The organism is Halopseudomonas sp. MFKK-1, from assembly GCF_027474385.1.
GTDB lineage: Bacteria > Pseudomonadota > Gammaproteobacteria > Pseudomonadales > Pseudomonadaceae > Halopseudomonas > Halopseudomonas aestusnigri.
On sequence record NZ_CP114836.1, the window covers coordinates 1,101,231 to 1,126,972 of the forward strand.

General features: G+C 62.5%; 19 protein-coding genes. 6 read left to right on the top strand and 13 right to left on the bottom strand.

Translation table 11 applies throughout. The annotated features are described in order from the left end of the window. Positions 1 to 19: 19 nt before the first annotated feature. From O5O48_RS05010 to O5O48_RS05035, 6 genes are all read left to right on the top strand, one after another. Positions 20 to 793 carry an SDR family NAD(P)-dependent oxidoreductase gene (locus O5O48_RS05010; RefSeq protein WP_269688346.1) on the top strand — a complete coding sequence of 258 codons (774 nt, stop codon included), beginning with the start codon at positions 20 to 22 and terminating at the stop codon, positions 791 to 793. Positions 794 to 913: 120 nt separating this feature from the next. Next, complete coding sequence (locus O5O48_RS05015; RefSeq protein WP_269688347.1) at positions 914 to 5,299, top strand: PAS domain-containing protein; 4,386 nt, start codon at positions 914 to 916, stop codon at positions 5,297 to 5,299. Positions 5,300 to 5,332: 33 nt separating this feature from the next. Next, positions 5,333 to 6,961, top strand: coding sequence for an ATP-binding protein (locus O5O48_RS05020; protein WP_332367351.1), 1,629 nt, complete (start codon positions 5,333 to 5,335; stop codon positions 6,959 to 6,961). A gap of 41 nt (positions 6,962 to 7,002) precedes the next feature. Continuing rightward, complete coding sequence (locus O5O48_RS05025; RefSeq protein ID WP_269688348.1) at positions 7,003 to 7,392, top strand: response regulator; 390 nt, start codon at positions 7,003 to 7,005, stop codon at positions 7,390 to 7,392. After that, complete coding sequence (locus tag O5O48_RS05030) at positions 7,385 to 9,013, top strand: diguanylate cyclase (protein WP_269688349.1); 1,629 nt, start codon at positions 7,385 to 7,387, stop codon at positions 9,011 to 9,013. Before O5O48_RS05025 ends, O5O48_RS05030 begins: the two co-directional genes overlap by 8 nt. Then, entirely contained in the window at positions 9,010 to 10,149 is a 1,140-nt protein-coding gene (locus tag O5O48_RS05035) for a response regulator (RefSeq protein ID WP_269688350.1), read from the top strand. Before O5O48_RS05030 ends, O5O48_RS05035 begins: the two co-directional genes overlap by 4 nt. Here the strand turns inward: O5O48_RS05035 and O5O48_RS05040 are convergent. From O5O48_RS05040 to O5O48_RS05100, 13 genes are all read right to left on the bottom strand, one after another. Next, positions 10,146 to 11,186, bottom strand: a complete 1,041-nt coding sequence (locus O5O48_RS05040; protein ID WP_269688351.1) for an NAD(P)H-dependent flavin oxidoreductase — start codon at positions 11,184 to 11,186, stop codon at positions 10,146 to 10,148. The two genes, O5O48_RS05035 and O5O48_RS05040, sit on opposite strands and share 4 nt — an antisense overlap. A 123-nt stretch (positions 11,187 to 11,309) precedes the next feature. After that, a complete protein-coding gene (locus tag O5O48_RS05045) occupies positions 11,310 to 13,265 on the bottom strand; it encodes an acetoacetate--CoA ligase (protein ID WP_269688352.1) in 1,956 nt (651 codons plus the stop codon). After that, positions 13,262 to 14,170 carry a hydroxymethylglutaryl-CoA lyase gene (locus O5O48_RS05050; RefSeq protein WP_269688353.1) on the bottom strand — a complete coding sequence of 303 codons (909 nt, stop codon included), beginning with the start codon at positions 14,168 to 14,170 and terminating at the stop codon, positions 13,262 to 13,264. Before O5O48_RS05050 ends, O5O48_RS05045 begins: the two co-directional genes overlap by 4 nt. Then, positions 14,167 to 16,104: an acetyl/propionyl/methylcrotonyl-CoA carboxylase subunit alpha gene (locus tag O5O48_RS05055; RefSeq protein WP_269688354.1), complete on the bottom strand. Its 1,938-nt coding sequence runs from the start codon at positions 16,102 to 16,104 to the stop codon at positions 14,167 to 14,169. The genes O5O48_RS05050 and O5O48_RS05055 overlap by 4 nt, the downstream gene beginning before the upstream one ends. Further along, complete coding sequence (locus O5O48_RS05060; protein WP_269688355.1) at positions 16,097 to 16,897, bottom strand: gamma-carboxygeranoyl-CoA hydratase; 801 nt, start codon at positions 16,895 to 16,897, stop codon at positions 16,097 to 16,099. Before O5O48_RS05060 ends, O5O48_RS05055 begins: the two co-directional genes overlap by 8 nt. A 202-nt stretch (positions 16,898 to 17,099) precedes the next feature. Then, positions 17,100 to 18,707, bottom strand: a complete 1,608-nt coding sequence (locus tag O5O48_RS05065) for a carboxyl transferase domain-containing protein (RefSeq protein WP_269688356.1) — start codon at positions 18,705 to 18,707, stop codon at positions 17,100 to 17,102. Positions 18,708 to 18,899: 192 nt separating this feature from the next. Further along, positions 18,900 to 20,063 (bottom strand): isovaleryl-CoA dehydrogenase, encoded by a 1,164-nt coding sequence (locus tag O5O48_RS05070; RefSeq protein WP_269688357.1) that lies wholly within the window; start codon positions 20,061 to 20,063, stop codon positions 18,900 to 18,902. Positions 20,064 to 20,270: 207 nt separating this feature from the next. Continuing rightward, positions 20,271 to 20,651: a MerR family transcriptional regulator gene (locus tag O5O48_RS05075; protein WP_269688358.1), complete on the bottom strand. Its 381-nt coding sequence runs from the start codon at positions 20,649 to 20,651 to the stop codon at positions 20,271 to 20,273. Positions 20,652 to 20,974: 323 nt separating this feature from the next. Next, positions 20,975 to 21,730: a potassium channel family protein gene (locus tag O5O48_RS05080; RefSeq protein WP_269688359.1), complete on the bottom strand. Its 756-nt coding sequence runs from the start codon at positions 21,728 to 21,730 to the stop codon at positions 20,975 to 20,977. A 304-nt stretch (positions 21,731 to 22,034) separates the two neighbouring features. Further along, positions 22,035 to 22,406 (bottom strand): hypothetical protein, encoded by a 372-nt coding sequence (locus O5O48_RS05085; protein WP_269688360.1) that lies wholly within the window; start codon positions 22,404 to 22,406, stop codon positions 22,035 to 22,037. A gap of 721 nt (positions 22,407 to 23,127) precedes the next feature. Beyond that, entirely contained in the window at positions 23,128 to 23,985 is an 858-nt protein-coding gene (locus O5O48_RS05090) for a DMT family transporter (RefSeq protein ID WP_269688361.1), read from the bottom strand. Positions 23,986 to 24,066: 81 nt separating this feature from the next. Further along, positions 24,067 to 24,216 (bottom strand): hypothetical protein, encoded by a 150-nt coding sequence (locus O5O48_RS05095; RefSeq protein ID WP_160003172.1) that lies wholly within the window; start codon positions 24,214 to 24,216, stop codon positions 24,067 to 24,069. Between the two features lie 513 nt (positions 24,217 to 24,729). After that, a complete protein-coding gene (locus O5O48_RS05100; protein ID WP_269688362.1) occupies positions 24,730 to 25,740 on the bottom strand; it encodes a zinc-binding alcohol dehydrogenase family protein in 1,011 nt (336 codons plus the stop codon). Between the last annotated feature and the right edge of the window lie 2 nt (positions 25,741 to 25,742).

The window sequence follows — 25,742 nt, forward strand, 5'->3', positions numbered from 1 at the left end:
ACAACAGGAGATCCGACCCATGACCACCTCGCGCTTCGACCTGACCGGCAAGACTGCCCTGATTACCGGCGCCTCCAGCGGCCTCGGCGCCCACTTCGCCCGCGTACTGGCCGCTGCCGGCGCGCGCGTGGTGCTGGCCGCCCGCCGCGCCGATCGTCTGTCCGCGCTGGTGGACGAGCTCAAGCAGCAGGGCTTTGAGGCAATGGCGGTCACCATGGACGTAACCGACGCCGACAGCGTCGACGCCGGCTTCAGTGCCGCCGAGTACGCCTTCGGCGTGTGCGACATTCTGGTCAACAACGCCGGCATTGGCGATCCGGTGCCCTTCCTGGACATGGACGAAGGTAACTGGCGCAGCATGCTCGACACCAACCTCGACGGTGCCTGGCGCGTCGCCCATCGCGGCTGCAAGGCGATGGCCGGCGGCGGCCAGGGTGGCAGTGTGATCAACATTGCCTCGATCCTCGGCCTGCGGGTTGGCAAGGCACTGGCCCACTACGCGGTCGCCAAGGCCGGTGTGGTGCAGCTGACCAAGGCCATGGCGATGGAACTGGCGAAAAACGGTATCCGCGTCAACGCCATTGCCCCCGGCTACTTCCGCACCGAAATGAATTCCGACTACTTTGACACCGAGCATGGCCAGACCTACGTGCGCAGCAAGGTCCCGATGGGCCGCCTGGGGCAGCTCGACGAACTCGATGGCCCGCTGCTGCTGCTCGCCAGCGAGGCCGGTTCGTTCATGACCGGCACCATCATCAACGTCGATGGTGGTCATGTGAACAACAGCCTGTAAGCCGCGATCGCGTCAGTACCCGTTGCCGGCACCTGACAAGTGCCGGCACAGAGCGCGCGACGCTGGCAGCGCGGTCGGCAAACCGCTATCTTCTGGGCTGACAACGCACTGGAATCTCCCATGGCCACGCTGCCCACTTTCCGCAACGGACGCATCGCCCTGCCGCTCGGCATCGTACTGCTGGCCCTGCTATTCCTGTTTCTGGCGGTCGCCGCCTCTCAGCAACGCGACGCCCAGTGGCGCGAGCAGCTGTTCAATGAAGCTCGCCGCGACCTGTCCGTTCTCGAACAGGCCCGACAAGCCATGCGCGGCGAAGCCCGGATCGCGGTCTACAGCCTCAGCCAGGACCCTGACGTTCTGCGGCTGATCCGGCGTATCAACACCCTGATCAGGGAGCACGGCCGCTCTCACCCCGAGGTGCTGCGCCTGCGCGTCCAACTGGCCGACCATATTGACGGTTTCTGGCAGCTACTGCGCCAGGCCGGAGCTGAAGAATTACAGGTTAACCTGATCGAGGACCGTAGCACCCTGCTGCGCATGCGGGAGCGGGATGTCTGGGGCGATCAGCACGACGAGGGCAATCCGCTAAATCAGCTGGTGATAGACGACCCCGCGATCCGCAGCGGACTGACGCTCCATTACGACAATGCCAGCGAGAGCGCCGTTGCCCCGCTGCTCGCAGACAACCGCCCCGACAGTCCGCTGATTGCCACCTTGCAGGTTAGCTTCCCGGCACTTGTCGACGGACCTATCGATAGGTCCGAAGGTCTGTCTCTGCTGCTCGAAGCCGACAGCGTCCCTGCTGGATCGCTCAAGCACTCTATGCCGCTGCTGGGGCAAGGCCGCTGGCTGCAGGTAGAAAAACACGGTGCAGCAATGCCGCCCGGCGTAAGCGACGCTCTCGGTACCCTCGACCAGCGAACGCCGGAACGGCTTTACAGCAACAGTGACGGCACCTGGCTGCTGAGCCTGCTGCCACTGGAAGCCGTGGCCGATGAACAGCCGGCTGACACCCCTGCACCAACCGCTCTGGTGCTCTGGCGCGATATCAGCACCCAGGCAGCGGCGCATCTGCGTGAACAGCGGCAGCTGGCAGGTAAATGGCTGCTGGCGCTGGTTGCAGCCTGCGCCCTGTTCAGCCTGCTGCAGTTGAGCAGTTACCGGGCGGCACGCCGCCAGGTGCTGCGCCACGCCGACGCCATACGCGAGGAAAGCCAGAAGCGGGAGCACAATCGCCGCCTGCTGGAAATCATTGCCCGCACCCAGTCGGCCTACATCCAGCAGAACCAGATGCAGGTCAGCCTGCACGAGGTGCTGGAACAGATACTGGCGTTGACCGGCTATCAGGTCGGTTTGCTCAGCCAGTCCCGGCTCGAACCGGACGGTACCCAGACACTGCAGCTACAAAGCAGCCTTGATACCCGGCCGCATCCCGAACCGGCCCCGCGTACTCTGGTTGACGCCATGAATGCGTCCAGCAGCGACCAGCAAGCCAGGCTTATCGCCAGCGGCAACCCTGAGCTGCACGGCGCCGCGCTCCTCCCGCTGCTTTTTGGCGGGCGGCTGATGGGCATGCTGGCCCTGTCTCATGGGCCGGATGAGGCCGGACCGGCGCTGCTGACATTTCTGGCACCGCTGCAAACCAGCCTCGGCCAGCTGCTAAATGCAATGCGCCAGCGTGAGGAGCACACAGCCCTACAGGAACGCCTGGAGCGCCAGCGGCTGGCGCTGGGCTCGCTCAATCGCATCGCGGCGGACTTTGGCCTGTCTCATCAGGAGCGCCTGAAACGACTGCTCGACCTGGGCTGTGATTACCTGCAGCTGGACCTGGGGCTGGTCAGCCGGATCAGCGGCAGTACCTATGAAGTAATCGCTGCCAGCAGCGGCGAGAACAGTCCGGAGAGCGGAGCCTGTTTCGACTTCGAACAAACCTACTGCAACCTGACCTATCAGCACGACGATGTCATGGTAATCGACAGCATGGGTAACTCGCGCTTCAACGGACACCCCTGCTACCGGACCTTTGCCCTGGAGTGCTACATCGGCGTTGCGCTGATCGTTGGCAACCGCCGTTACGGCACGCTGAACTTTTCCGCCTCGGCACCGCGGGCACGACCGTTCGATGAGGTCGACCTCGATTTCATGCGGCTCTGCGCCCGCTGGTGCAGCGGCCTGCTCGAGCAGCAGGCCGAGCAGCAGGCCCGCGAAGCGCTGCTGCAGCGCTTCGCCAAACTCAATCAGCACCTGCCCGGCATGGTCTACCAGTACCAGCTGAGCAGCGACGGACACAGCTGGTTTCCCTTCAGCAGCGAGGGCATCGGCAATATCTATGACCTGACACCGGAGCAAGCCGGTATCGATGCCAGGCCGGCCATCGAGCTGATCCATCCGGAGGACCACGACCGGATCGTGGCCGAAATCGGCGAATCCGCCCGCCAGCTCACCGAGTGGCGCTCGGAATACCGCGTTCGCCATCCGCGGCTGGGCGAAATCTGGGTCGCAGGCTACGCAAGTCCGGAGCCACTGGCTAATGGCGACATCGTCTGGCATGGATTCATTGCCGATATCACCACGCGCAAGCACATCGAGCAGCACCTGGCCAGTGAACAGCAAAGGCTGGCACGTATCATCGACGCTACCGGCGTCGGCAGCTGGGAATGGGACATGAGCGCGGAACAGCTCGAGGTCAACCCGCGCTGGCTGCAGATGCTGGGCCTTCCGGCAGATAAGCCCCAGTCGATTCCGGCGGCCAGCTGGTCAGAACTGATTCATCCGGACGACCGGGAAAGCGCTCGTGCGCAACTGCTGGCTCACCTGCGCGGCGATACCGACCATCTTCGCTATGTCTGCCGTGCCCGCCATCAGGATGGCCACTGGGTGTGGATCCAGAGCCACGGCCAGGTCTCGCGCCGCGATGCCAGCGGCCGGGCACTTTGGATGAGCGGCATTCACACCGATATCAGTCAGGAGATGGCGGCTGCCGAGGAGGTGCGCGAAGCCCGTGCCTTCCTGAGCGCCGTGATCAAGGCCTCAACCGAGGTGGCTGTCATTGTCGTCAACACCCGGGGCAGCATCACCCTGTTCAACACCGGTGCTGAAAAGTTGCTGGGTTACCGGGCTGAGGAAATGGTCGGTCAGCAAACGCCCATCTGTTTCCACCTATCCAGCGAAATAGAACAGCGCAGCCAGGAGCTCAGTGCCCACTACGGCAAGCCGATAGATGGTCTGGAGGTATTTCTCCACGAAGCACGGCAAGGCGGCTCGGAAACCCGCTCCTGGACCTATCGGCGCAAGGATGGTCAGGAGCGGCAGGTCAATCTGACGGTCACCCGCATCGCCGACGAGCACGGCGAGGCCGTCGGCTATCTTGGCATGGCCACCGATATTACCGACCTGGCCGAAGCCACGCGCGCCTTGCAACAGAGCGAGTCGCGCTTCCGCAGCATGGTCAGCAACCTGCCCGGCGCGGTGTATCGGCGTCGCCCGGACCACCAGTTGAGCATGTCCTACCTGAGTAACGAGATAGAACACATTACTGGCTATCCGGCTGTTGATCTGGTCGATAACCGGCTCCGCAGCTATGCCAGCATCGTCCACCCTGATGACCTTTCGGCTCTGCGAGAACGCATACAGGGCACACGCAGCGAGCCGACCTTCGAGCTCACCTATCGCCTGATTCATGCCAACGGGCAGATCGTACAGGTACGCGAAAAAGGCCGTGCCGAATTTGCTGCCGACGACAGTCTGATCGGCTTTGACGGATTCATCTGGGATGTCACCGAGCAAATTCGGATCGAGCAGATGAAGGCACAGTTTGTCTCCACGGTCAGCCATGAGCTGCGCACCCCGCTGACCGCCATCAGTGGCGCTCTGAAGCTTATCCATGGCGGCGCGCTCGGTACCATCCCCGAAAACATGCGTCGGCTGCTCGGTATCGCGGTGCAAAACAGCGAAAACCTGCACAGCCTGATCAATGACCTGCTCGATATGGACAAGCTGACCGCCGGCCAGTTGCAGATCCAGCTGCAGGATCAGCCCCTGCGCCCCTTGCTCGAACAGGCGCTGGAGCTCAATCAGAGCTATGCCGACCAATTCCAGGTAACGCAGTTACTGGATCCGATAGACGACGTGGTAGTCAGCGTTGATCGCCAGCGGTTTGGTCAGATACTGGCCAACCTGCTGTCCAATGCAGCCAAGTTCTCGCGCCCGCAGGGACGCATCTGGCTCGGTGCCCAACACCTTGGCGACCTGGTAGAGATCAGCGTGCGCGACGAGGGTATCGGCATTCCATCGAAGGAGCACGCACGCATCTTCGACAAGTTCTTTCAGGTCGACAGCACCAGCACCCGCAGTCGCACCGGATCGGGGCTTGGTCTGGCCATTACCCGCGAACTGGCCCGCCGCATGGCGGGCGAAGTGGGTTTTGAATCCAGTGAAGGGGTGGGCTCACGATTCTGGGTTCGGCTGCCATGCAAGAACCCCAATGCATACCGGGAAACTGTCTAGACTGACACATGAAGTTAATCTGGCGGAGCCAGCGTGAACAATAGCGACAGCAACGAGCAGCAGCGTCTGGCCGCACTGGCAGCGCTGCAAATCATGGATACCCCCAGCGAGCAGGCCTTCGACGACCTGACGGCGCTGGCTGCACGCTGGCTGGACACTCCGATCGCACTGATCTCGCTGATTGATAGCCAGCGCCAATGGTTCAAGAGCCGGGTCGGTCTGAACACCAGCGAAACACCGAAGGAAATGGCCTTCTGTGCCCACGCGATCCGCCAACCGACGTTGATGGAAGTGCCTGATGCCACCCGCGATCCACGCTTTGCGGATAACCCGCTGGTTACCGGTGACCCGGGCATTCGCTTTTACGCAGGCATGCCGATTGCGAGCCCGCAGGGCGCTCTGCTCGGCACCCTCTGCGTCATCGATCAGCGGCCACGCACCCTCAACGACCAGCAGCGTGACACCCTGCAACGGCTGACCAGACTGGTCGAATACCAGCTGCAACTGCGCCACACCCTGCTGACCAGCCTAGAAGAGGCGCATGAGCTGGTACACCAGCAGGCGCTGAACCGGCGGCTCCTCGACTCACTCAAGGCCGGCGTTGTTGCCTGCGCGGACGACGGCACTCTGACCCTGTTCAATAGCACCGCCCAGCAATGGCATGGTACCAACATGCTCAACCTGCCACCGGAGGAATGGGCACGCTCCTACGATCTCTACGCTGCCGACGGCCGGACGCCGCTGACCACGGACGATATACCGCTGGTGCGCGCCTGGCAGGGCAAACCGGTCGAGAACGTTGAAATCTGCATCGCCTGTGCCGATCAGCCGCTGCGCCACGTGCTCTGCAGTGGTGGCCTGCTGTATCCCGAACAGGGCGGTCCGGGCGCCGCCATCGTGGTCATGCACGACATTTCCGAAATCCGTCACGCGAGCAACATGAAAAGCCACTTCCTGGCGACTGTCAGCCATGAGCTGCGCACCCCGCTGACCGCCATCACTGGCGCCCTTGGCCTGCTGCACAGCGGCACAACCGATCCCAGCTCCGCCGCAGGTGCACGATTGCTTGGTATTGCCCGGGAAAACAGCCAGCGACTCAATGAGCTGATAAACGACCTGCTCGACATGGAAAAACTTGAGGCCGGCAAGGTAGCGCTGCAGCTTGAACCCCAGGATCTGCGCGCCGCTGTTGTTCAGGCAATGGAGAGCAACCGCCCCTACGCGGAACGCTTTCAGGTGCACTGGTATATCCCCGACGGGCTGGCCGACATGGCCATCATCGCCGATCAGCGCCGCCTGCAACAGGTGCTGACCAATTACCTGTCGAACGCCGCCAAGTTCTCGCACTCGGGCGGCTCAATCCGCATAGAGTGGCACCTGAAGGGTGACTCGGTCACGGTCAGTGTCGTTGATCAGGGCATAGGTATCGCAGCCGAACAGCAACCGCTGCTGTTCACGAAATTCAGTCAAATCGACACAACCGACAAGCGTCGGCGCGGCGGTACCGGGCTTGGGCTGGCTATCTGCAAGGAGCTGATTGAACGCATGGGCGGTCAGGTAGGCGTGCAATCGGAAGTCGACAGGGGCTCCTGTTTCTGGTTTACCTTACCGCTAGCGGTGTCAGACAATCGACAAAATCAAGGCGATGTGCCACCACCTTGACATCGATCAAGGCAGTACCAAGACACAGGATGCACAATAGTATGACGGTAGTACTGAAACGCATAATGCACATCGAGGATGATCCTTCGATTCAGGAAGTTGCCCGGGTCGCACTGGAGGTGGTGGGCGGCTTTGAGGTACGCAGCTGCGACTCCGGTGCCGACGGCCTTGCCGCCGTCGATGACTTCAGCCCCCAGCTGGTCCTGCTGGACGTCATGATGCCGGGGATGGACGGCCCGCAGACCCTGACCGAGCTGCGCAAGCTATCCTGCATGCAGGGCGTGCCGATCGTATTCATGACGGCCAAGGCGCAGACCCAGGAGGTGGCTGCCTACCGAGACCTGGGTGCCGCCGGCGTCATCATCAAACCGTTCGACCCTATGACCCTGTCAGATCAGATCCGCGAGATTTGGGAACACAAGCATGCATGAATCACAACAGCTCGTCGCCCAGCTGGCCGCTCTGGAAGAGCGTTTTCGCCAACGTCTGCACGACGAACTGGATGAGCTGAACCACCTTGCGGATCAGCTGCAAAATACCCCAAACGCATTGCAGGATCTGCGTGATCGCCTGCACAAGCTGGCCGGGTCAGCCGGCACCTTTGGCTACGCAGCCCTGGGTGAGCGTTGTCGAGAGCTGGAACAACGCGCCCAGGCCGAGCTGGATGCGCAGCGCCGCTCCAGTGCCGTGCTGAATAGCCTGGCAGAGGCGACGCATCACCTGAATCAGCTGCTGGAGCATACCCCCGATACCCCAACCGAGCACCAGCGCCTCGACACACCAAGGACCGATGAGCGTGATCAGCGGCATATTGGCCTGCTGGTGGCGGACGACCAAATGCGCGAGCAGTTACAGCGTACCCTGGGCAGCTTCGGTTACCAGACCAGTTGCTTCGACAATCCGACGACCCTGCATCAAGCCGATCATATCGACGCCATGATTGTCGACACCAGCCCGCCTGGCAGCACACTGCTGCAGGACCCGATTTTTCGCCAGCGTGATGCCCAATCACCGCCGCTGCTGGTCATCAGTTCACAGGACAATTTCACCGGTCGCTTGCATGCTGTGCGTGTTGGCGCCATCGGTTTTTTCACCAAACCGGTGGATCTGCCGATGCTTGAGAGCCGCCTGGAACGCTGCTTCAACACGCTTCAGGGCGGCCCGTTCCGGGTGCTGATCATTGATGACGATACCGAGTTGAGCGCTCGCTACGCCCTGGTGCTGAGCAGCGCGGGCATGATGGTCGACACCCTGAGCGATCCGCACCAGTTGCTGGACAAGATGACAGCGTTCAGCCCTGAAGTGGTGCTGATGGACCTCAGCATGCCGCAGTACAGCGGTCCGGAACTGGCACAGGTGATCCGCCTGAACGACGACTGGCTGCGTGTCCCCATCGTTTACCTGTCGGCCGAGGTCAATGCCGAGCGGCAGATGTCGGCCCTGCTCAAGGCCGGAGACGACTTCATTACCAAGCCGATCAGTGACAGCGCACTGCTGACGACCGTCTATGCCCGCGCACAGCGCGCTCGCATGGTCAGTGAAGCACTGGCTCGTGACAGCCTGACCGGCCTGCTGAAACACGCCGACATCAAGGAACAGGTTGAAATCGAAGCCGAGCGGGCGCTGCGCACCCGCTCCCCGTTGACCGTCGCCATGATCGACATTGATCGTTTCAAGTCGGTCAATGACCGGTACGGCCATGCCAGCGGCGACAGCGTGATCCGCGCCCTGTCCAACCTGCTGCGCCAGCGCCTGCGCAAGATCGATCGGCTGGGCCGCTATGGCGGCGAGGAGTTTGTTGCCGTGCTGCCCGGCTGCAGTGAGGACGACGCCTTCAGCATACTCGACAGCATTCGTCAGGCCTTCAGCGCGGTGCAGTTCAGTTCGGCACAGGGCAAACCGTTCAACTGCACCTTCAGTGCCGGCATCAGCAGCTGCATGGCACCGGACTGGAACAGCAACGCCCTGCTGGATGACGCCGACCGCGCACTCTATGACGCCAAGGAATCGGGTCGCGATCGTATCTGCAAAGCCGGGGCTGGTAACCATTGAAAGCAATTATCGTCGAGCAAGACCCCTGGATTGCGGAACTGTTGCGTTCCGTCCTGCGCGATCTGGGCGGCATCGAAACACACCTGTTTGATAGTGCAGTCAGCGCCATCAACCACCTGCGCAGCGACCGCGTTGATCTGCTGATCACCGATCTGCAGCTCAGTGACCGCAGTGGCCTGGATCTGGCCCGAGAGGTCGCACGCCGTGCCCCACGCAGTCTGCGCGTGCTGGTCACCGCCAGCATCGACCGTCAGCTGGTGCTCGATGCCCGCGCCGCCGGCATTGCCGATTTGATCGCCAAGCCGTTCAAGCTGGATGACCTGCGCAGGCGACTGGCTAGGTTGCTGCAGCGGGATCAGGAAGGAAGCGCCGCAGCGGGCAATATCGGTGATCTGGACGGCTTCCTTCAGGCGCGTCTCAAGCAACCGATTCGGCTGGCCTGGACCAGCCCCGAGCGTCAGCAGGAGGCTGCAGTATTACCGCAGCAAACCAATCAGGCCGATTACCTGACACTCGCACGCAACGAGCCGCTGCTGGCCCTGGTCAGTATCAATCGTGCCAACCGCGAAGGCCTGCTGCGCGGCCGTGAGGGCGCCTGTGTCAGCCTGAGTGAGGCCTACGAGTGGCTTGGCAGCCACACCTGCGCTGACCTGGCCAGACGGCTTTCACGCGCCCGGATCGCGCTGGAGCACCCCTTATTGCAACGTCTGGCCGCCGGTTTCATGGCCGAACGTGAAGCCCTCGCCCAGGCTCTGAAGCGACTGAGTGCGCACCAGTCGATCGCCGCCGGCCCGCTGGATACCGCCGTGAACTTCTGCCGCCTTGGCGAAATGGCGGTGATCTGCGCCATTCAGCACTACTTGAACTACGGCCAGCAGGCCGATGACGACACCATCAAGCAGATGGTCAGTGACTACGCCGCGCCTTTCGGCAACCAGATCAAGACCCAGCAGCAACTGCCATTCCTGCTGCGCGAACTGACGGGCTCGCTGTTCCAGCTGCCCCAGACCGGGCTGCGCAAGGATCGCATTCTGATGCGCATCGCGGCGCTGGAAACCGGCTTCGCCAAGCCCGACCCGAGCCAGCTGCAGCAATTGCTCAGGTTGATCGGCCACGACCGGGTCGAGGTAAGCTAACCCACCAACGCCATCAAAGCACGGGTCAGACTTTCGGCGGGCTCGGCGCGGCAACCGGTTACGTTCTGCCCGGCCCACAACGGCGAAAAATCTCCGCTTCCGGCTTTCTCTGCCGCCGTGCGCAGCGGCGTGATCGCCGTACCGGCGAGCGGGAAGGGGGGCGGCAGATCACTTATGGGTCCCAGCTCACGCATCACCCGATTGACGATGCCCCGCGCGGCGCCGCCGGAGAACAGGTTGGTCAACGCCGTGTGCTGCGCCGCTTCACTCTGCAGTGCTGCCCGGTGCAGTGCGCTGGTGGTTGCCTCCGGGCAGAGCAGGTAGGCGGTGCCAATTTGCACTCCGGAAGCGCCCAGTGCCATGGCGGCGGCTACACCGTTGGCGTCGGCAATGCCACCAGCGGCGATCACCGGGATGTCCAGCGCCGCCACCAGCTGCGGCAACAGCGCAAACGTGCCCATCTGCAGGCTCACATCGGTCGACAGAAAATGTCCGCGATGGCCACCCGCTTCCAACCCCTGGGCAATCACCGCATCGGCACCATTGGCCTGCAGCCAAAGGCCCTCGGCCAAGGTCGTGGCAGTAGACAGCACCTTGCCGCCCCAGCCCTTGATCCGCTCGATCATGGCCGGCTCAGGCAGGCCAAAGTGAAAGCTCACCACCGGCGGACGGTAGGCGCTGATCAGCTCAAGGGTTTCGGCATCGAACGGGCGGCGACCGGCACCGGGTTGAATGCTGTCGATATCCAACCCGAACTCGGCGTAGTAGGGCGCCAGTGCGGCGCGCCAGCCTTGCTCCCGTGCCTCATCCGCAGCCGGTGTCTGGTGGGCAAAGAAATTAAGACTCCAGGGGCCTGCCGCCTCGCGCTGCAACACCTCCAGTTCCGCGCGCAGCGCATCGGCACCGAGCATGGCACAGGGCAACGAGCCCAACCCGCCCGCGCGGCACACCGCCAGCGCCAGCGCGCTGTTCTGTACACCCGCCATCGGCGCCTGAATCAGCGGCAGTTCGGTTCCCAGCAGATCGGTCAGTGTCATCCAGCGTGCTCCATTTTGCGGTGAGTAGCGCCGCAAACCATAGCACGCCGGGGGGTCGAGCTCCCGCTCGACCAGCAAGCTCCGCAGCAGCCACGTGGCCGAGTTGGAACTCGGCCTTCCCGGTCAATACTGCAAGTCGGACAGGTCGCGAAACAGATCCAACGCCTCAGGGTTGGCCAGCGCGTCGGTGTTCTTCACCGGCAGACCGTGCACCACGTTGCGTACCGCCAGTTCGACGATCTTGCCACTGCGGGTGCGCGGGATATCGCTGACCGCGATGATCTTCGCCGGCACGTGACGCGGGGTGGCGTTGGCGCGAATCACCTGGCGGATCTCCGCCTCCAGTGCCGCATCCAGTTCCATCCCCTCACGCAGGCGCACGAACAGCACCATCCGCACATCGCCCTGCCACTGCTGGCCGATGGCGAGCGATTCCAGCACCGCCTCAACCTTTTCCACCTGCCGGTAGATTTCCGCGGTGCCGATGCGCACCCCGCCGGGGTTGAGCACCGCATCCGAGCGGCCGTGGATGATCAGCCCGCCGTGCGGGGTCTCTTCGGCGTAATCCCCGTGCGCCCAGACGCCGGGGAAGCGCTCGAAGTAAGCGGCGCGGAAACGGCTGCCGTCTTCATCCTTCCAGAAGCCCAGCGGCATCGACGGGAAGGGTTTGCTGCAGACCAGCTCGCCCTTGCCCTCGGCCAGCCGCTGCCCTTCGTCGTCCCACACCTCGACCGCCATGCCGAGGCCCTTGCACTGCAGTTCGCCACGCCAGACCGGCGCGGTCGGGTTGCCGAGGGCGAAACAGGAGACGATGTCGGTGCCACCGGAGATCGACGACAGGCACAGGTCCGGTTTGAAGCAGCGGTAGACGTAATCAAAGCCCTCGTGCGCAAGCGGCGAACCGGTCGACAGCACCGCCTTCAGGCGGCTCAGCTGATGGCTGCGATTCGGCTCGACCCCGGCCTTTTCCAGCGCGGCCAGGTACTTGGCGCTGGTGCCGAAAATACTGATGTTTTCCGCGTCGACCAGGTCGATCAGTCGCTCGGCCGAGGGCTCAAACGGCGAACCATCGTAAAGTACCAGCGTAGCACCCAGCGCCAGCCCGGAGACCAGCCAGTTCCACATCATCCAGCCGCAGGTGGTGAAGTAGAACAGCACGTCCTCGCTGCCCAGATCGGTGTGCAGGCCGTGCTCCTTGAGGTGCTGCAGCAGGGTGCCACCGGCACCGTGAACGATGCACTTGGGCACCCCGGTGGTGCCGCTGGAATACAGAATGTAGAGCGGCTGGGCAAAGGGCAGGGCGGTGAACGCCGGGCTGCCGGCCGGCTGGCTGACGTCGTCCCAGTGGGCAGTCGAGACCACCGAGGCAAACTCCGCCAGACACGGCTCCACACCACCGTAAGACACCATGATCAGCTGCTGCAGGCCGCCCAATTGCGGCAGGATTTCCGCCAGCTTGCTACTCATGTCCAATTGCTTGCCGGCGTAGCGATAGCCGCTGCAGGCGATCAGCACCCGCGGCTCGATCTGGCCGAAGCGGTCGACCACGCCCTGCGCGCCAAAGTCCGGCGAGCAGGAGGACCAGACCGCGCCGATGCTCGCCGCCGCCAGCATGCCGACCACGGTCTGCCAGGTATTGGGCATCAGCGCCGCAACGCGGTCACCCGGCTGCACACCGAGCTTCAGCAGGTGCTGCTGCAACCCGGCCGCCCGCGCCGCCAGCTCGGCGTAGCTGAGCTGCTCACGCTGACCGTCTTCGCTGATCGCGACCAGCGCCGGGTGATCGTCGCGGCGGCGCAGCAGGTGGGCGGCAAAGTTCAGCTCGGCACCGGCAAACCACTGCGCGCCGGGCATGGCATCCGGGTTATCCAGCACCCGCTGCGGCGGCGTGCTGAAGTCCACCGCAAAGAAGTCGGCCACCGCCTGCCAAAACGCGTCAACCGCGCTGACGCTCCACTGATGCAGCTCGGCGTAGTCTGCCAGCGCCAGATCATGGCGTTGATTGATAAAGCGCCGGAAGGCATCCATCCGACTGGCCGCAACCCGCTCGGGCGCCGGCCGCCACAAGGGTTCGCTCATGCCTGCTCCCGCGCCAGCAAGGCCCGCGCCACGCGCGAGCCGTTGGTTTTGCCGAGCACGTTGCAGATATGCTGACCGGCCTGCACCAGCGCCGCCATGTCCACACCCGTCTCGATACCCAGCCCGTTGAGCAGATAGAGCACGTCTTCGGTGGCGACGTTACCGGTCGCGCCCTTGGCGTAGGGGCAACCGCCCAGCCCGGCAACCGAGCTGTCGAACACCGCCACGCCTTCCAGCAGGCTGGCGTGGATATTCGCCAGCGCCTGCCCGTAGGTATCGTGAAAATGCCCGGCCAGCAGGCTGCGGTCGATATCGCGGCCAACCACCTCGATCAGCCGGCGGGTATCACCGGCGGTGCCGACGCCGATGGTGTCGCCGAGCGAGACCTCGTAGCAGCCGCTGTCGAGCAGCTCGCGGGCAATCGCGGCGACCTGCTCCGGCGCTACGTCACCATCGATCGGGCAGCCAAGCACGCAGGAAATATAGCCGCGCACCCGCACGCCGTGCTCCCTGGCCGCGGCAATGATCGGCTCAAAGCGCTGCAGGCTCTCGGCAATCGAGCAGTTGATGTTCTTCTGGGAAAACCCCTCGCTGGCCGCGGCAAACACCGCTACTTCCTTCACACCGGCTTCCAGCGCGCCCTCAAACCCCTTGAGGTTGGGCGCCAGCGCCGCGTAGGTCACGCCGGGCTGTTGCTGGATAGCGGCAAACACTTCGGCCGAGCCGGCCATCTGCGGCACCCACTTGGGCGAGACGAAGCTGCCGACTTCGATATAACTCAGCCCCGCAGCGCTCAGATCATCGACCAGACGTACCTTGTCGGCGACGCTGATCGGCTGTTTTTCATTTTGCAGGCCATCGCGCGGGCCCACTTCGACCAGTCGCACCTGTTGCGGCATGCTCATGCCGTTGCCTCCTCAGCAAGCGGTTGCAGCGCCACCAGCACCCGGCCTTCCTCGACCAGATCGCCCTCGGCGCAGTGAATCGCCGTGACCTCGCCGGCCTCGGCAGCGCGAATACTGTGCTCCATTTTCATCGCCTCGACCACCACCAGCAGCTCGCCGGCAGCCACCTGCTGACCCGGTTCGACCAGCACCCGCACCACACTGCCGTTCATCGGTGCGGTCAGCCCGCCGTGGCCGTGCTGCAGCGCTTCCACCTCGCTGATCGGGTCTACCAGGGTGACCCGTTGCAGCTGCCCGTCCCACTCGACAAACAGCCACTGGCCGCGGCGCTGCACGGCGTGGCGACGGCCATCGACCAGCAACTGATCGCCCAACAGGCTGACACCCGTAGCGGGCAGGGCGCGTGCCTCGGCCTCGCCACAGCGCAGATGCAGGCGCTGCTCACAGGCCAGCCCAAGGCGCAGAGCACAGGCCGCGGCCCAGGGGCTGTGCGGGTCATCGGCGCGCGCAGCGCTGGGTGCCGTCAGCAGCCAGGCACGCGCGGCCAGCGCCCAGAAGGCGTCGGGCAGCGGGGCGGGCGCGGGCAGCAGGGCGTCGGCATGGCGCGCGATAAAACCGGTATCCAGCTCGGCGGCGGCAAAGGCCGGATGCGCCAGCACCCGGCGCAGGAAGGCGAGGTTGCTGTGTACCCCGCCCAACTGCTGCTCGGCCAGCATCGCCAGCAAGCGGCGGCGGGCAGTTTCCCGGTCTTCACCCCAGGCAATCAGCTTGCTCAGCATCGGGTCGTAGAACGGCGAGATGCGGTCGCCCTCGACCACCCCGCTGTCGACCCGCCGCCCAACGCCTGCCACCGGCTCGCGGTACAGCGTCAGCTCGCCACTGGCGGGCAGAAAGTCCTGCTCCGGGTCTTCGGCATACAGCCGCACTTCGATGGCGTGGCCGCGCAGCACGATCTGCTCTTGGCGCAGCGGCAGCGGCTGCCCTTGAGCCACACGCAGCTGCCAGGCGACCAGATCCTGCCCGGTGATCAGCTCGGTCACCGGGTGCTCGACCTGCAGACGGGTGTTCATCTCCATGAAGAAGAAGTCGCCACGGGCGTCGAGCAGAAACTCCACGGTACCTGCGCCAACGTAGCCGATGGCGCGTGCGGCGGTGACCGCCGCCTCGCCCATGGCCCGACGCAATTCGGGCGACAGGCCGGGCGCCGGCGCCTCTTCCACCACCTTCTGGTGGCGGCGCTGGATAGAGCAGTCGCGCTCGGCCAGGTACACCGCGTTGCCGTGCTGATCGGCAAACACCTGAATCTCGACGTGGCGCGGCTGCAGCACATATTTCTCGACCAGCATGCGCGCATCGCCAAACGCGGCCTGCGCCTCACGCTGGGCCGACGACAGCGCCTCAGCCAGCTGTGCTTCCGATTCGACCACCTTCATACCCTTGCCACCGCCACCGGCCGCGGCCTTGAGTAGCACCGGGTAACCGATCTTGGCGGCCTCGACGCGGAAGGTCTCCAGCGCCTGATCGGCGCCGTGATAACCGGGCACCAGCGGCACCCCGGCGGCGTCCATCAGCGCCTTGGCCGCCGACTTGCTGCCCATGGCATCAATCGCGCTGGCGGGCGGGCCGACGAAGATCAACCCGGCGGCGTCGACCGCGCGGGCGAAATCGGCGTTCTCGGAGAGAAAGCCGTAGCCGGGGTGAATCGCCTGGGCACCAGTGGCCTTGGCCGCGGCGATGATCGCCTCACCCCGCAGATAACTCTCGCTCGGCCGCGCGCCACCCAGGTTGACCGCCTGATCGGCGCAGCGCACGTGCAGGGCGTCGCGGTCGGTCTCGCTGTGTACCGCTACGGTAGCGATACCCAGCTCGCGCGCGGTGCGCATGATGCGGCAGGCAATTTCGCCGCGGTTGGCAATCAGCAGGGAATCAATCATGGCTCGCGCACCAGTCGGGTTGGCGTTTTTCCAGGAAGGCCGACAGGCCCTCCTGACCTTCGGGGCTGATCCGCACCCGGGCAATCGCCGCCTCGGTGTAGCGGCGCAGCGGGGTGCTCATTTCACCCAGCCCGACCTCCTGCAGCAGCGCCTTGGTGGCCATCATCGCCTGCGGGCCATTCTGCAGCAGGTTGTCGATCCACTGCGCCAGCGCCGCATCCAGCTCGGCCGCCGGATAACACTCGGCGAGCAGCCCCAGTTCGCGGGCGCGCAGGCCGTCAAAACGCTCGGCGGTCAGCGCGTAGCGGCGAGTGGCGCGGGCGCCGATGGCCTGGGTGACATAGGGGCTGATCACCGCCGGCAGCAGACCGATGCGCACCTCAGACAGGCTGAACAGTGCGTCCTCGGCGCCAATCGCCATATCGCAGCAACTAATCAGCCCAAGCGCGCCGCCAAAGGCCGCGCCCTGCACCACCGCCAGCGTCGGCACCCTGAGCTGCGCCAGCGACGCCATCAGCTGCGCCAGCTCGCGGGCGTCGTCCAGATTGGCGTTGTAATCCAGCGCCGCGCAGTCGCGCATCCAGGCCAGATCGGCACCGGCGGAGAAGTGCTTGCCGCGGCCGCGCAGCAACATAAAGCGCACCGCCGGGTTAGCCGCCACCGCATCCAGTGCATCCAGCAGCTCGCGGATCATCTCGGCGTTGAAGGCGTTGTTCTTGCTTGCGCGAGCAAGCCAGAGCGTCGCCACACCGTTTTCGCGGAATTCAATTTCTATAGTCTGGTACTGGCTCATTCGATTCTTCTCGATTAGTGACTGGCGCGCTCTTGCTCGCGCAGCTGCAAGCCGCAAGCTACAAGCGGCAAGCTGTCCGTGCAGCCCACAAGCTCGTTTGCTAACCCAAGCCAACGCAGGGTTACCTGCCTCGCAAAAAAACGCTCCGCCGGCTCGGTCAGCTTGAAGCTTGCGGCTTGCGGCTTGCGGCTGATGTGCGCCGCTACATCCGAAACACACCGAACGTGCTAGCCGGTATAGGCGCTCCCAACGCCGCCGATATCGCCAACCCCAGCACATCCCGCGTCTGCGCCGGGTCGATCACGCCGTCATCCCACAGGCGGGCGCTGGCGTAGTAGGGGTGGCCCTGGCGTTCGTACTGATCGAGGATCGGACGGCGCAGGGCCTCGGCCTGCTCGGCGCTGAACTGCTCGCCACTGCGCTCGGCCTGCTCCTGCTTGACCTGCACCAGCACGCCCGCGGCCTGTTCGGCGCCCATCACCGAGATGCGCGCATTCGGCCACATCCACAGAAAGCGCGGATCGTAGGCGCGGCCGCACATGCCGTAGTTACCGGCGCCAAAACTGCCGCCGATGATCACCGTAAACTTGGGCACCCGGGCACAGGCCACCGCGGTCACCAGCTTGGCGCCGTGCTTGGCGATGCCGCCTTCCTCGTATTTTTTGCCGACCATAAAGCCGGTGATGTTCTGCAGGAACAGCAGCGGAATGCCGCGCTGACAGGCCAGTTCGATAAAGTGCGCGCCCTTCTGCGCGGCCTCGGAAAACAGGATGCCGTTGTTGGCCAGAATCGCCACCGGGTAGCCGTGCAGGTGCGCAAAACCGCACACCAACGTGGAGCCGAACAGCGCCTTGAACTCATCGAAAGCGCTGTCGTCGACCAGCCGCGCGATCACCTCACGCACGTCGAACGGCTGCTTGCTGTCAGCCGGAATCACCCCGTACAGCTCCTCCACCGGGTAGCGTGGCGGCAGCACCGGGCGGCTGTTCAGCTCGCCCTGCTTGTGCCAGTTCAGATTGGCGATGCAGCGGCGGGCCAGAGCCAGGGCGTGTTCGTCGTTCTCGGCGTAATGATCGGCCACCCCGGAGGTGCGGCAATGCACATCGGCGCCACCCAGCGCCTCGGCGCTGACCACTTCGCCGGTCGCGGCCTTCACCAGCGGCGGCCCGGCGAGGAAGATGGTCGCCTGCTCACGCACCATGATGGTCTCGTCGGCCATCGCCGGCACGTAAGCGCCGCCGGCGGTGCACGAGCCCATCACCACGGCGATCTGCGGAATGCCCGCGGCGCTCATGTTGGCCTGATTGAAGAAGATCCGCCCGAAGTGCTCACGGTCCGGGAACACCTCGTCCTGGCGTGGCAGGTTGGCGCCGCCGGAGTCAACCAGATAGACGCACGGCAGGCGGTTCTCACGGGCGATAGTCTGCGCCCGCAGGTGCTTCTTCACGCTCAGCGGATAGTAGGAACCACCCTTCACCGTGGCGTCATTGGCGATGATCATGCACTCAACGCCTTCGATCCGGCCGATACCTGCGATCACCCCGGCGGCTGGCACCGACTCGCCATAGACCTCATGGGCGGCCAGCTGACCGATCTCCAGAAAGGCCGAACCGGGATCGAGCAGGGCGTCCACGCGCTGACGCGGCAGCAGCTTGCCACGCGCCAGATGCCGCGCATTCGCCGCCTCGCCCCCGCCCTCGGCAATGGCGGCAAGCAGGGCTTGCAGCTCGCTGACCAGAGAGCGCATAGCGGCGGCGTTGGCTGCGTATTCCGGTGAGGTGGGGGTGATTTGGGTTGGTAGGGTGGTCATTGCACGCGCTCCCTGGCCAGCTGCAAGCTATAAGCTACAAGCTGCAAGCTATAAGCTACAAGCTGCAAGCTGATCGCGGTCACTCCACTATTTTTGCCAGACGGAACTTCGGCACTCTCGTCGACTAGGTGCTCCCAACCCCGAGGCATCTCCGTGCTGCTTGCCGCTTGCAGCTTATAGCTTGCGGCTGGGTCAACGCGTCTCATTAAAAAGCTCCCGACCGATCAGCATGCGTCGAATCTCGCTGGTGCCGGCGCCAATCTCGTACAGCTTGGCGTCGCGCAGCAGGCGGCCGGTGGGGTAGTCGTTGATGTAACCGTTGCCGCCGAGAATCTGGATCGCGTCCAGCGCCATCTGCGTCGCGCGCTCGGCGGTGTAGAGAATTACCCCGGCGGCGTCCTTGCGGGTGGTCTCGCCACGGTCGCAGGCCTGCGCCACGGCGTAGAGGTAAGCACGGCTGGCGTTGAGCTGGGTATACATGTCGGCCACCTTGCCCTGGATCAGCTGGAACTCGCCAATGCTCTGGCCGAACTGCTGACGGTCGTGGATATAGGGCACCACCACGTCCATGCAGCTCTGCATGATCCCGGTCGGGCCACCGGAGAGCACCACGCGCTCATAATCCAGCCCGCTCATCAGCACCTTCACGCCGCCGTTGACCTGACCAAGGATGTTCTCGACCGGCACCTCGACGTTGTTGAACACCAGCTCACAGGTGTTGGAGCCGCGCATGCCCAGCTTGTCCAGCTTGGGGCTGCGGGAGAAGCCGGCCCAATCGCGTTCAACGATAAAGGCGGTGATGCCGTGGGGGCCAAGCTCCGGTTCGGTCTTGGCGTAAATGACGTAAACGTGCGCGTCCGGGCCGTTAGTGATCCACATCTTGCTGCCATTGAGCACGAAGTGGTCACCACGGCGTTCGGCGCGCAACTTCATGCTGACCACATCGGAGCCCGCGTTCGGCTCACTCATCGCCAGCGCCCCGATATGCTCACCGCTGATCAGCCTGGGTAGGTATGTCGCCTTCTGCTCCGGCGTGCCGTTGCGGTTGATCTGGTTCACGCACAGGTTGGAATGCGCCCCGTAGGACAAGCCCACCGACGCTGACCCACGGCTGATCTCCTCCATCGCCACCACATGCGCCAGATACCCCAGCCCGGAGCCGCCATACTCCTCCGGCACGGTAATGCCCAGCAGCCCCATGTCACCAAAACGCCGCCACATCTCCTGTGGAAACTGATTCTCCCGGTCGATCTCGGCGGCACGGGTTGCCAGCTCGGCATCAACCAGGTTGCGGGTCTGCTCGCGCAGCATGTCGATGGTCTCGCCAAGACCGAAGTTCAGCGATGGGTAATGCATGGGGTCACCTGTGTTTATTGTTATGTAGGCGGCAAACAGGCTGCTGAAAACTACCTGCGTTGCCATCGCCGCGTTAAAAGCATGCTCGGGCGCGAGTCCGATCAAAATGCTCATTTACAACTTGTAAAGTCGAGCGCGACTCCGATCGCTTTTTCACATGCTTTTGCCTTGCGCTGCCTGCCTCGCCAACGTTTTCAACAACCTGTTTCAGGTTGCCGTCTGCTCCAGCGCCGTTCGACAGCGCTCCTCCGCGGTATCCAGCTCGATCTGCATCTGCTCGATATCCAGCAACTGCTGCGCCAGCTGCGCACGGCGCTGGGTGATCTTGTCCAGGAAGGTCTCCAGCTGCTTGCGATTGCCGTGGCCCGGATCGTACAGTTCAATCAGCTCGCGACATTCCGCCAGCGAAAACCCGATGCGCTTGCCGCGCAGAATCAGCTTCAAAATCACCTTGTCCCGAGGGCTATAAACCCGCTCCTGCCCACGACGCTCGGGGCTGAGCATGTTCTGCTCCTCATAAAAACGAATCGCCCGCGTGGTGATATCCAGCTCACGGGCGAGGTCGGAAATGCTGTAGGTCTGAGTCATGGAGCGGCAGCTTGGTTTGCTTTACGTTAACGTAAAGGTAAGCTGGTGGGCGCTGGTGCGTCAAGCTGCAAGCTGCAAGCTGCAAGCTGCAAGCTGCAAGTGATCAGCTTTATCTGCGGGCGAGAGAGTCAATATCTGGATTGCAACGAATACTGCCCCACTCACATCTACGAATAGAGGAGGACGAGACAGCCGCGATGTCGGACGCGGCGCTCAAGGGAAAAGTGACAAAAGGCTCAGTGCCAATTACCGAGTATGCGGTTTTTCGTGACCATCGAACGGGGCCGACATCAAGTAAGTTTGGAAACTGCGTAACGCCGCAATCACGCGCTTGTCGCGTGCATTGCTTTGTTAGGGATTTTTCCTCGGCGACTTATAAAAAGACAGCTTTGAATAAGCTCTTGAACTTGTAAAGCAATGTCATCAATGTCGGGCCATTTGATCTCGCCTGATTCTGGTATGTTCGCTTGCGACCTATCATATTGCTGTTTTAGGTTTCTTGAGTTGCTTAAAAATGAACTCCACTCAAGAACATATTCACTTGATATTTCTGCTGCCACCGGCATTAAGCTTAGGAAGGTGTCGTAATTTTGATCAATTGTTTCCAGTAGCATTTTTATCTGGAGCGTCTTGATATTACTTTTCCGCTCCTCTAGCGAAATATATGTTTTCCTAGCAAAGTCCTCTAAGTCATCCATCGGAGCACTATATTTAGCATGCTTGTCCCAAGCAAAAGGATTCCCTGACTTAAATACATCAAGAACCAAACAAGAATGCATTTCAAGAGATTTTCTCAATTCTTCCTTTCTCTGCCGATCAACCTCTTTTTCATTCTCTATAACTTCAGAATTACGTGCATGTGAAAGAGCATTCAAAAATAGGCCAAGAAGAACGACACCAAAGAATGGTTCGGAAGATACTACGAGCTTACCTAATTCTGTCGATGGGGTGATATCGCCAAAACCAAGAGTCGTTATAGTTACGACGCTGAGATAGATACTGTTTTGCCATCCATCTGGCAAGCCTAACGCTGTTCTGGCAAAGTAAAAAAGTGCAGCATATACAATAGCCAGAATCATGTACGCGTATGCATAACATCTCGGCTCAAGATCTAGCAATTTTCGCAATTTTGCCAATCCGGATACTCCCTAACGCCCGCAGCACGCGCGGCTTTGGAATGGAGGCGAAGCCGTAATGGAGAAGACGTCGCTGTGACTGCGATTGTTAGCATCACTTGCAAACTGCCCTATCAGTGACAACACGCAGTGATTTGCATTCAGGACAAAAAAGACCAATCTTTATTTTTCTATGAAATCTGTGGCCACATGCTTTGCATAAGAAAAAATATGGAGGCCCTGGATGAAATTTTGGCATTTTAAGCACTCACTTTTTATTCATTTCCATTGAGGCCTCACCGTACCCTTCTGCTTTAGCCGTGAATTTCCTATCATAACCATTAGTAATGCTTAAAATTAATGCTAAACCTAAAAAAGCAACGGCAGTTATCGCGGCGATACCCATACCAGTTGTTGCAGTTAGGCCAACGACTCCAACAGCACCACTTACCCCACCAGTGAAGGGTGTTGCAGCCAAAGCTGCCCCAAGAACAACTAAGGCCGGTTTAGAAACTTTCTTAATCGCCTCGGCTTTATGAATTTTTTCAGCCAGATCCCCTTTTACGATTATCTTCTCAACTTTGTTTTTAACCGCAGCTTCAAGCTCTTCTTTTGTTCTTACTTCAACTGAGTTACTCATAGTTTGTACTCCTGACTTAAATTTTGAAATGCTAACAGTGATTAGATCGCACTAACTTTAATACGCGGCATAACGCCGGATGAGGCGATCTAATATTTTCTTATATTTCAATGGATTAGCGGCCATCGCGCACGAGTGCTGAACGTTAAACCGCACGAGGCTTAACGCTCCACTGATCGACGGCAGTGCCTTGCACGCAGGTGAGGGTGCTGTCGGGTGTTCGAGGTGAAATGAGTCGGGTCTATGTAGCATCCATGCCTCCTGACGGGGCCGCGAGAAGTGCGGTGATTTGATAGTGCTACTACACGCGTCGTTTGCCAACCCTGAATTAGGCTAAAGATTAGGTGAAGTAGCGCGGCCTTGGCGCGCAAGTACGGACGTGGCGAATGCACGGACCCAAGTCCCGTTTACGCGGGCGAGTAGCGCAGATTTATCGGGAAAAAGAAGCGTAGGGTGTCTGAGGAGCGAAGCGACGAGTTTTACGCTTCCCCGATAAATCGAGCAACGCAGCGAACCCGAAGGGCCGCGTAGTCGGGTGCCCGGGGGGATCGCCAAGGGGGCCCGGGCAAGCGGCCCCCTTTGGCTCGCCGGGAGGGCGAAAGGCGGGTTATAAGACAGCGCCGAAGTGGCGGGACCGCCAAACCCCATGGATCCTCGCCTACGCGAGGATGACGTGGTGAGAGGGGCCGCGAACCGTGGCTATCCGAGCGCGGCCGCCGGGTTAGCCTCGCTGCCGAAACACCAACACCAACCCCAGCACAATCGCCCCCATTCCCAGCAGACTCAACGCCGCCATGCGATTCCCCAAAAACAGGAAATCCAGCAGCGCAGTGCAACCGGGCATGAGGTAGAAAAGGCTGGTGACGTTGACCAGGTTGCCCATGCGGATCAGCCGGTACAGCAACAGGGTTGCGCCGACCGAGATCAGCACGCCCATGTACAACAGCGGCACGACAAAGCCGACGCTCCACTCCACTTCAAACGGCTGAAAGGGTACGACCACCGCGCACATCAGCAAGCCGATGGCGTATTGCAAAGGCAGTACGTCCATGGGTGATTGCTGAATGCCCTTCTGAAAGATCGAACCCAGGGTGATGCACAGCAGCGCTGCCAGCGACAGCCCGATGCCCATCATCGAGAAGCGCGCCGCCAGCAGGCTGTCGAGCACCACCAGCGTCAGGCCTCCAAGCGCCAGCAGCAAACCCAAGAGCCGCAGCAGGTTGGCGCGGCGTTCAACCAGCATCAGGGTAAGGATCGGCTGCACGCCGAGCACGGTTGCCAGCACCCCTGGCGTAAGCCCGGCATCCAGTGAGAGCAGGTAAAAGATGGTGTAGCCGCCAGTCAGCAGTACCCCGACCAGCGCTACTTGCTTGCGGGTACCGCGCGCCGGCAACCAGCGCCGCCGGGTGAGCGCCAGCAACCCGAGGGCGGCGCAGGCCAGTACAAAGCGCAGCAGCAGAAAGGCAAAGGCAGAGGCGTGTTCCAGCCCCCATTTGGAAAAGATCGCGCCCGCGCTCCAGAGCAGCACGAACAGCGCAGTCGGGCCAATGGCGGCCCAGTTCAAACGTTGAATAACCATATGTCACCTGTCAGGACACAGGTTCGCCCCGCAGCAAAACGCCAATCAGGGAGAACAGAAATCAAAAAAGGGGTAACGGGATCAGTGCGCCGGTGGCGGTGAAGCCACGGCAGCCACGATGGCTACGCCGGGAGGGGTGACCGGCAGGCAGGCCACGGCAGCCTGCACACGCGCAACCACACCGGCAAGCGCGGGGCGGTTTACAACAGCGGTGGTCTGGGCAGTGGACATGCGGTCACTCTGGACAGGTAAAAACGAAAGGTTGCCGTTTGACGGTTTGGTGAGACTAGCACCGTGATGGTGCACGGGCAACCTGGGAGGGATGGTCTGCGCAGAACGTCACAGGCCCCACGGCCACGGCATGCCGTGGAGAGGCGAGTCAGTCCGACGTGAAGCATGCACGGACCCAATCCCCGTTTACGCGGGCGAGTAGCGCAGGGTTGGCAGGAAATAGGACGGCAGCCTGTTTGAGGCTCGCAGAGCCGAGTTCTGCCGGCCCCTGCCAACCCGAGCAACGCAGCGAACCCGAAGGGCCGCGTAGTCGGGTGCCCGGGGGGATCGCCAAGGGGGGCCGGGCAAGCGGCCCCCTTTGGCTCGCCGTGAAGGCGAAAAGCGGATGATCAGACAGCGCCGAAGTGACCGGCATGACCGCCAACCCCCATGGATCCTCGCCTACGCGAGGATGACGTGTGGGGAGTGATGCCCAGTGCATAGCGCCAGTCTGGATAGCAGGCGCACAGGCGCTCAGAACCCCTCCAGCACCAATTTCCCCCGCGCCTTGCCACTCTCCAGCAACGCATGCGCGCGTTTGAGATTGGCCGCGTTGATCGCGCCGTAGTGCTCACCCAGGGTGCTGCGCAGGGTGCCTGCATCAACCAGTTCGGCGACCCGCTGCAGCAACTTGCCCTGCTCGGCCATATCGGCGGTTTCGAACATGCTGCGGGTGAACATGAACTCCCAATGGAAGGACGCGCACTTGCGCTTGAGCACGCTCATGTCGAGCGGGCCGAAGTCGTCGATCACGCCGAGGCGGCCTTGCGGGGCGATGCAGTTGCCGTATTGCGGGTAGTGCTGATCGGTGTGGGTCAACGAGGCGATCAGTTCGACGGCCTTGATACCCAGCGCCTGCAGTTGCGGCAGCAGCGGCTGGCTGTGGTCGATGACGTCGTGCGCGCCCAGGCCCTTGACCCATTTCACGCTCTCGGCGCGGGCGGCGGTGGCGACCACGGTGAGTTTGGTCAACTGACGCGCTAGCTGAACCAAAATCGAGCCGACGCCACCGGCAGCGCCGACCACCAGCAGGGTCTGACCTTCTCCGCCGCCTTCGCTGACACCGAGCCGGTCGAACAGCAGCTCCCAGGCGGTGATTGCAGTCAGCGGCAGGGCCGCAGCTTCGGCGGCAGACAACGACAGCGGCGCGTGGGCGGCGATGCGGGCGTCGACCAGTTGGTATTCGGCGTTGCTGCCGGGCCGCTCCAGCGCACCGGCGTAATAGACCCGGTCGCCAGCGGTGAAGCCGGATACGGACGCCCCACAGCTGACCACCTCACCCACCGCATCCCAGCCGAGCACTTCAGGGGTGTCGCCTGTAGCCGAGCGGCGCGAACGAATCTTGGTGTCGACCGGGTTAACCGAAATAGCGGCGACCTTGACCAGCAGGTCCTGCGGGCCGGGGGTGGGCATGGGGACGTCGAGGTCGATCAGGGCATCGGTGCGGTCCAGCGGACCGGCGGTGAAATATCCCACTGCTTTCATGG

Bases quoted from the DNA above. Each gene is read 5' to 3' on its own strand.
- O5O48_RS05010 (WP_269688346.1), top strand. From the start codon at position 20: ATGACCACCTCGCGCTTCGACCTGACCGGCAAGACTGCCCTGATTACC.
- O5O48_RS05015 (WP_269688347.1), top strand. From the start codon at position 914: ATGGCCACGCTGCCCACTTTCCGCAACGGACGCATCGCCCTGCCGCTC.
- O5O48_RS05025 (WP_269688348.1), top strand. From the start codon at position 7,003: ATGACGGTAGTACTGAAACGCATAATGCACATCGAGGATGATCCTTCG.
- O5O48_RS05030 (WP_269688349.1), top strand. From the start codon at position 7,385: ATGCATGAATCACAACAGCTCGTCGCCCAGCTGGCCGCTCTGGAAGAG.
- O5O48_RS05040 (WP_269688351.1), bottom strand. From the start codon at position 11,186: ATGACACTGACCGATCTGCTGGGAACCGAACTGCCGCTGATTCAGGCG.
- O5O48_RS05045 (WP_269688352.1), bottom strand. From the start codon at position 13,265: ATGAGCGAACCCTTGTGGCGGCCGGCGCCCGAGCGGGTTGCGGCCAGT.
- O5O48_RS05050 (WP_269688353.1), bottom strand. From the start codon at position 14,170: ATGAGCATGCCGCAACAGGTGCGACTGGTCGAAGTGGGCCCGCGCGAT.
- O5O48_RS05055 (WP_269688354.1), bottom strand. From the start codon at position 16,104: ATGATTGATTCCCTGCTGATTGCCAACCGCGGCGAAATTGCCTGCCGC.
- O5O48_RS05060 (WP_269688355.1), bottom strand. From the start codon at position 16,897: ATGAGCCAGTACCAGACTATAGAAATTGAATTCCGCGAAAACGGTGTG.
- O5O48_RS05065 (WP_269688356.1), bottom strand. From the start codon at position 18,707: ATGACCACCCTACCAACCCAAATCACCCCCACCTCACCGGAATACGCA.
- O5O48_RS05070 (WP_269688357.1), bottom strand. From the start codon at position 20,063: ATGCATTACCCATCGCTGAACTTCGGTCTTGGCGAGACCATCGACATG.
- O5O48_RS05075 (WP_269688358.1), bottom strand. From the start codon at position 20,651: ATGACTCAGACCTACAGCATTTCCGACCTCGCCCGTGAGCTGGATATC.
- O5O48_RS05080 (WP_269688359.1), bottom strand. From the start codon at position 21,730: ATGATTCTGGCTATTGTATATGCTGCACTTTTTTACTTTGCCAGAACA.
- O5O48_RS05085 (WP_269688360.1), bottom strand. From the start codon at position 22,406: ATGAGTAACTCAGTTGAAGTAAGAACAAAAGAAGAGCTTGAAGCTGCG.
- O5O48_RS05090 (WP_269688361.1), bottom strand. From the start codon at position 23,985: ATGGTTATTCAACGTTTGAACTGGGCCGCCATTGGCCCGACTGCGCTG.
- O5O48_RS05095 (WP_160003172.1), bottom strand. From the start codon at position 24,216: ATGTCCACTGCCCAGACCACCGCTGTTGTAAACCGCCCCGCGCTTGCC.
- O5O48_RS05100 (WP_269688362.1), bottom strand. From the start codon at position 25,740: ATGAAAGCAGTGGGATATTTCACCGCCGGTCCGCTGGACCGCACCGAT.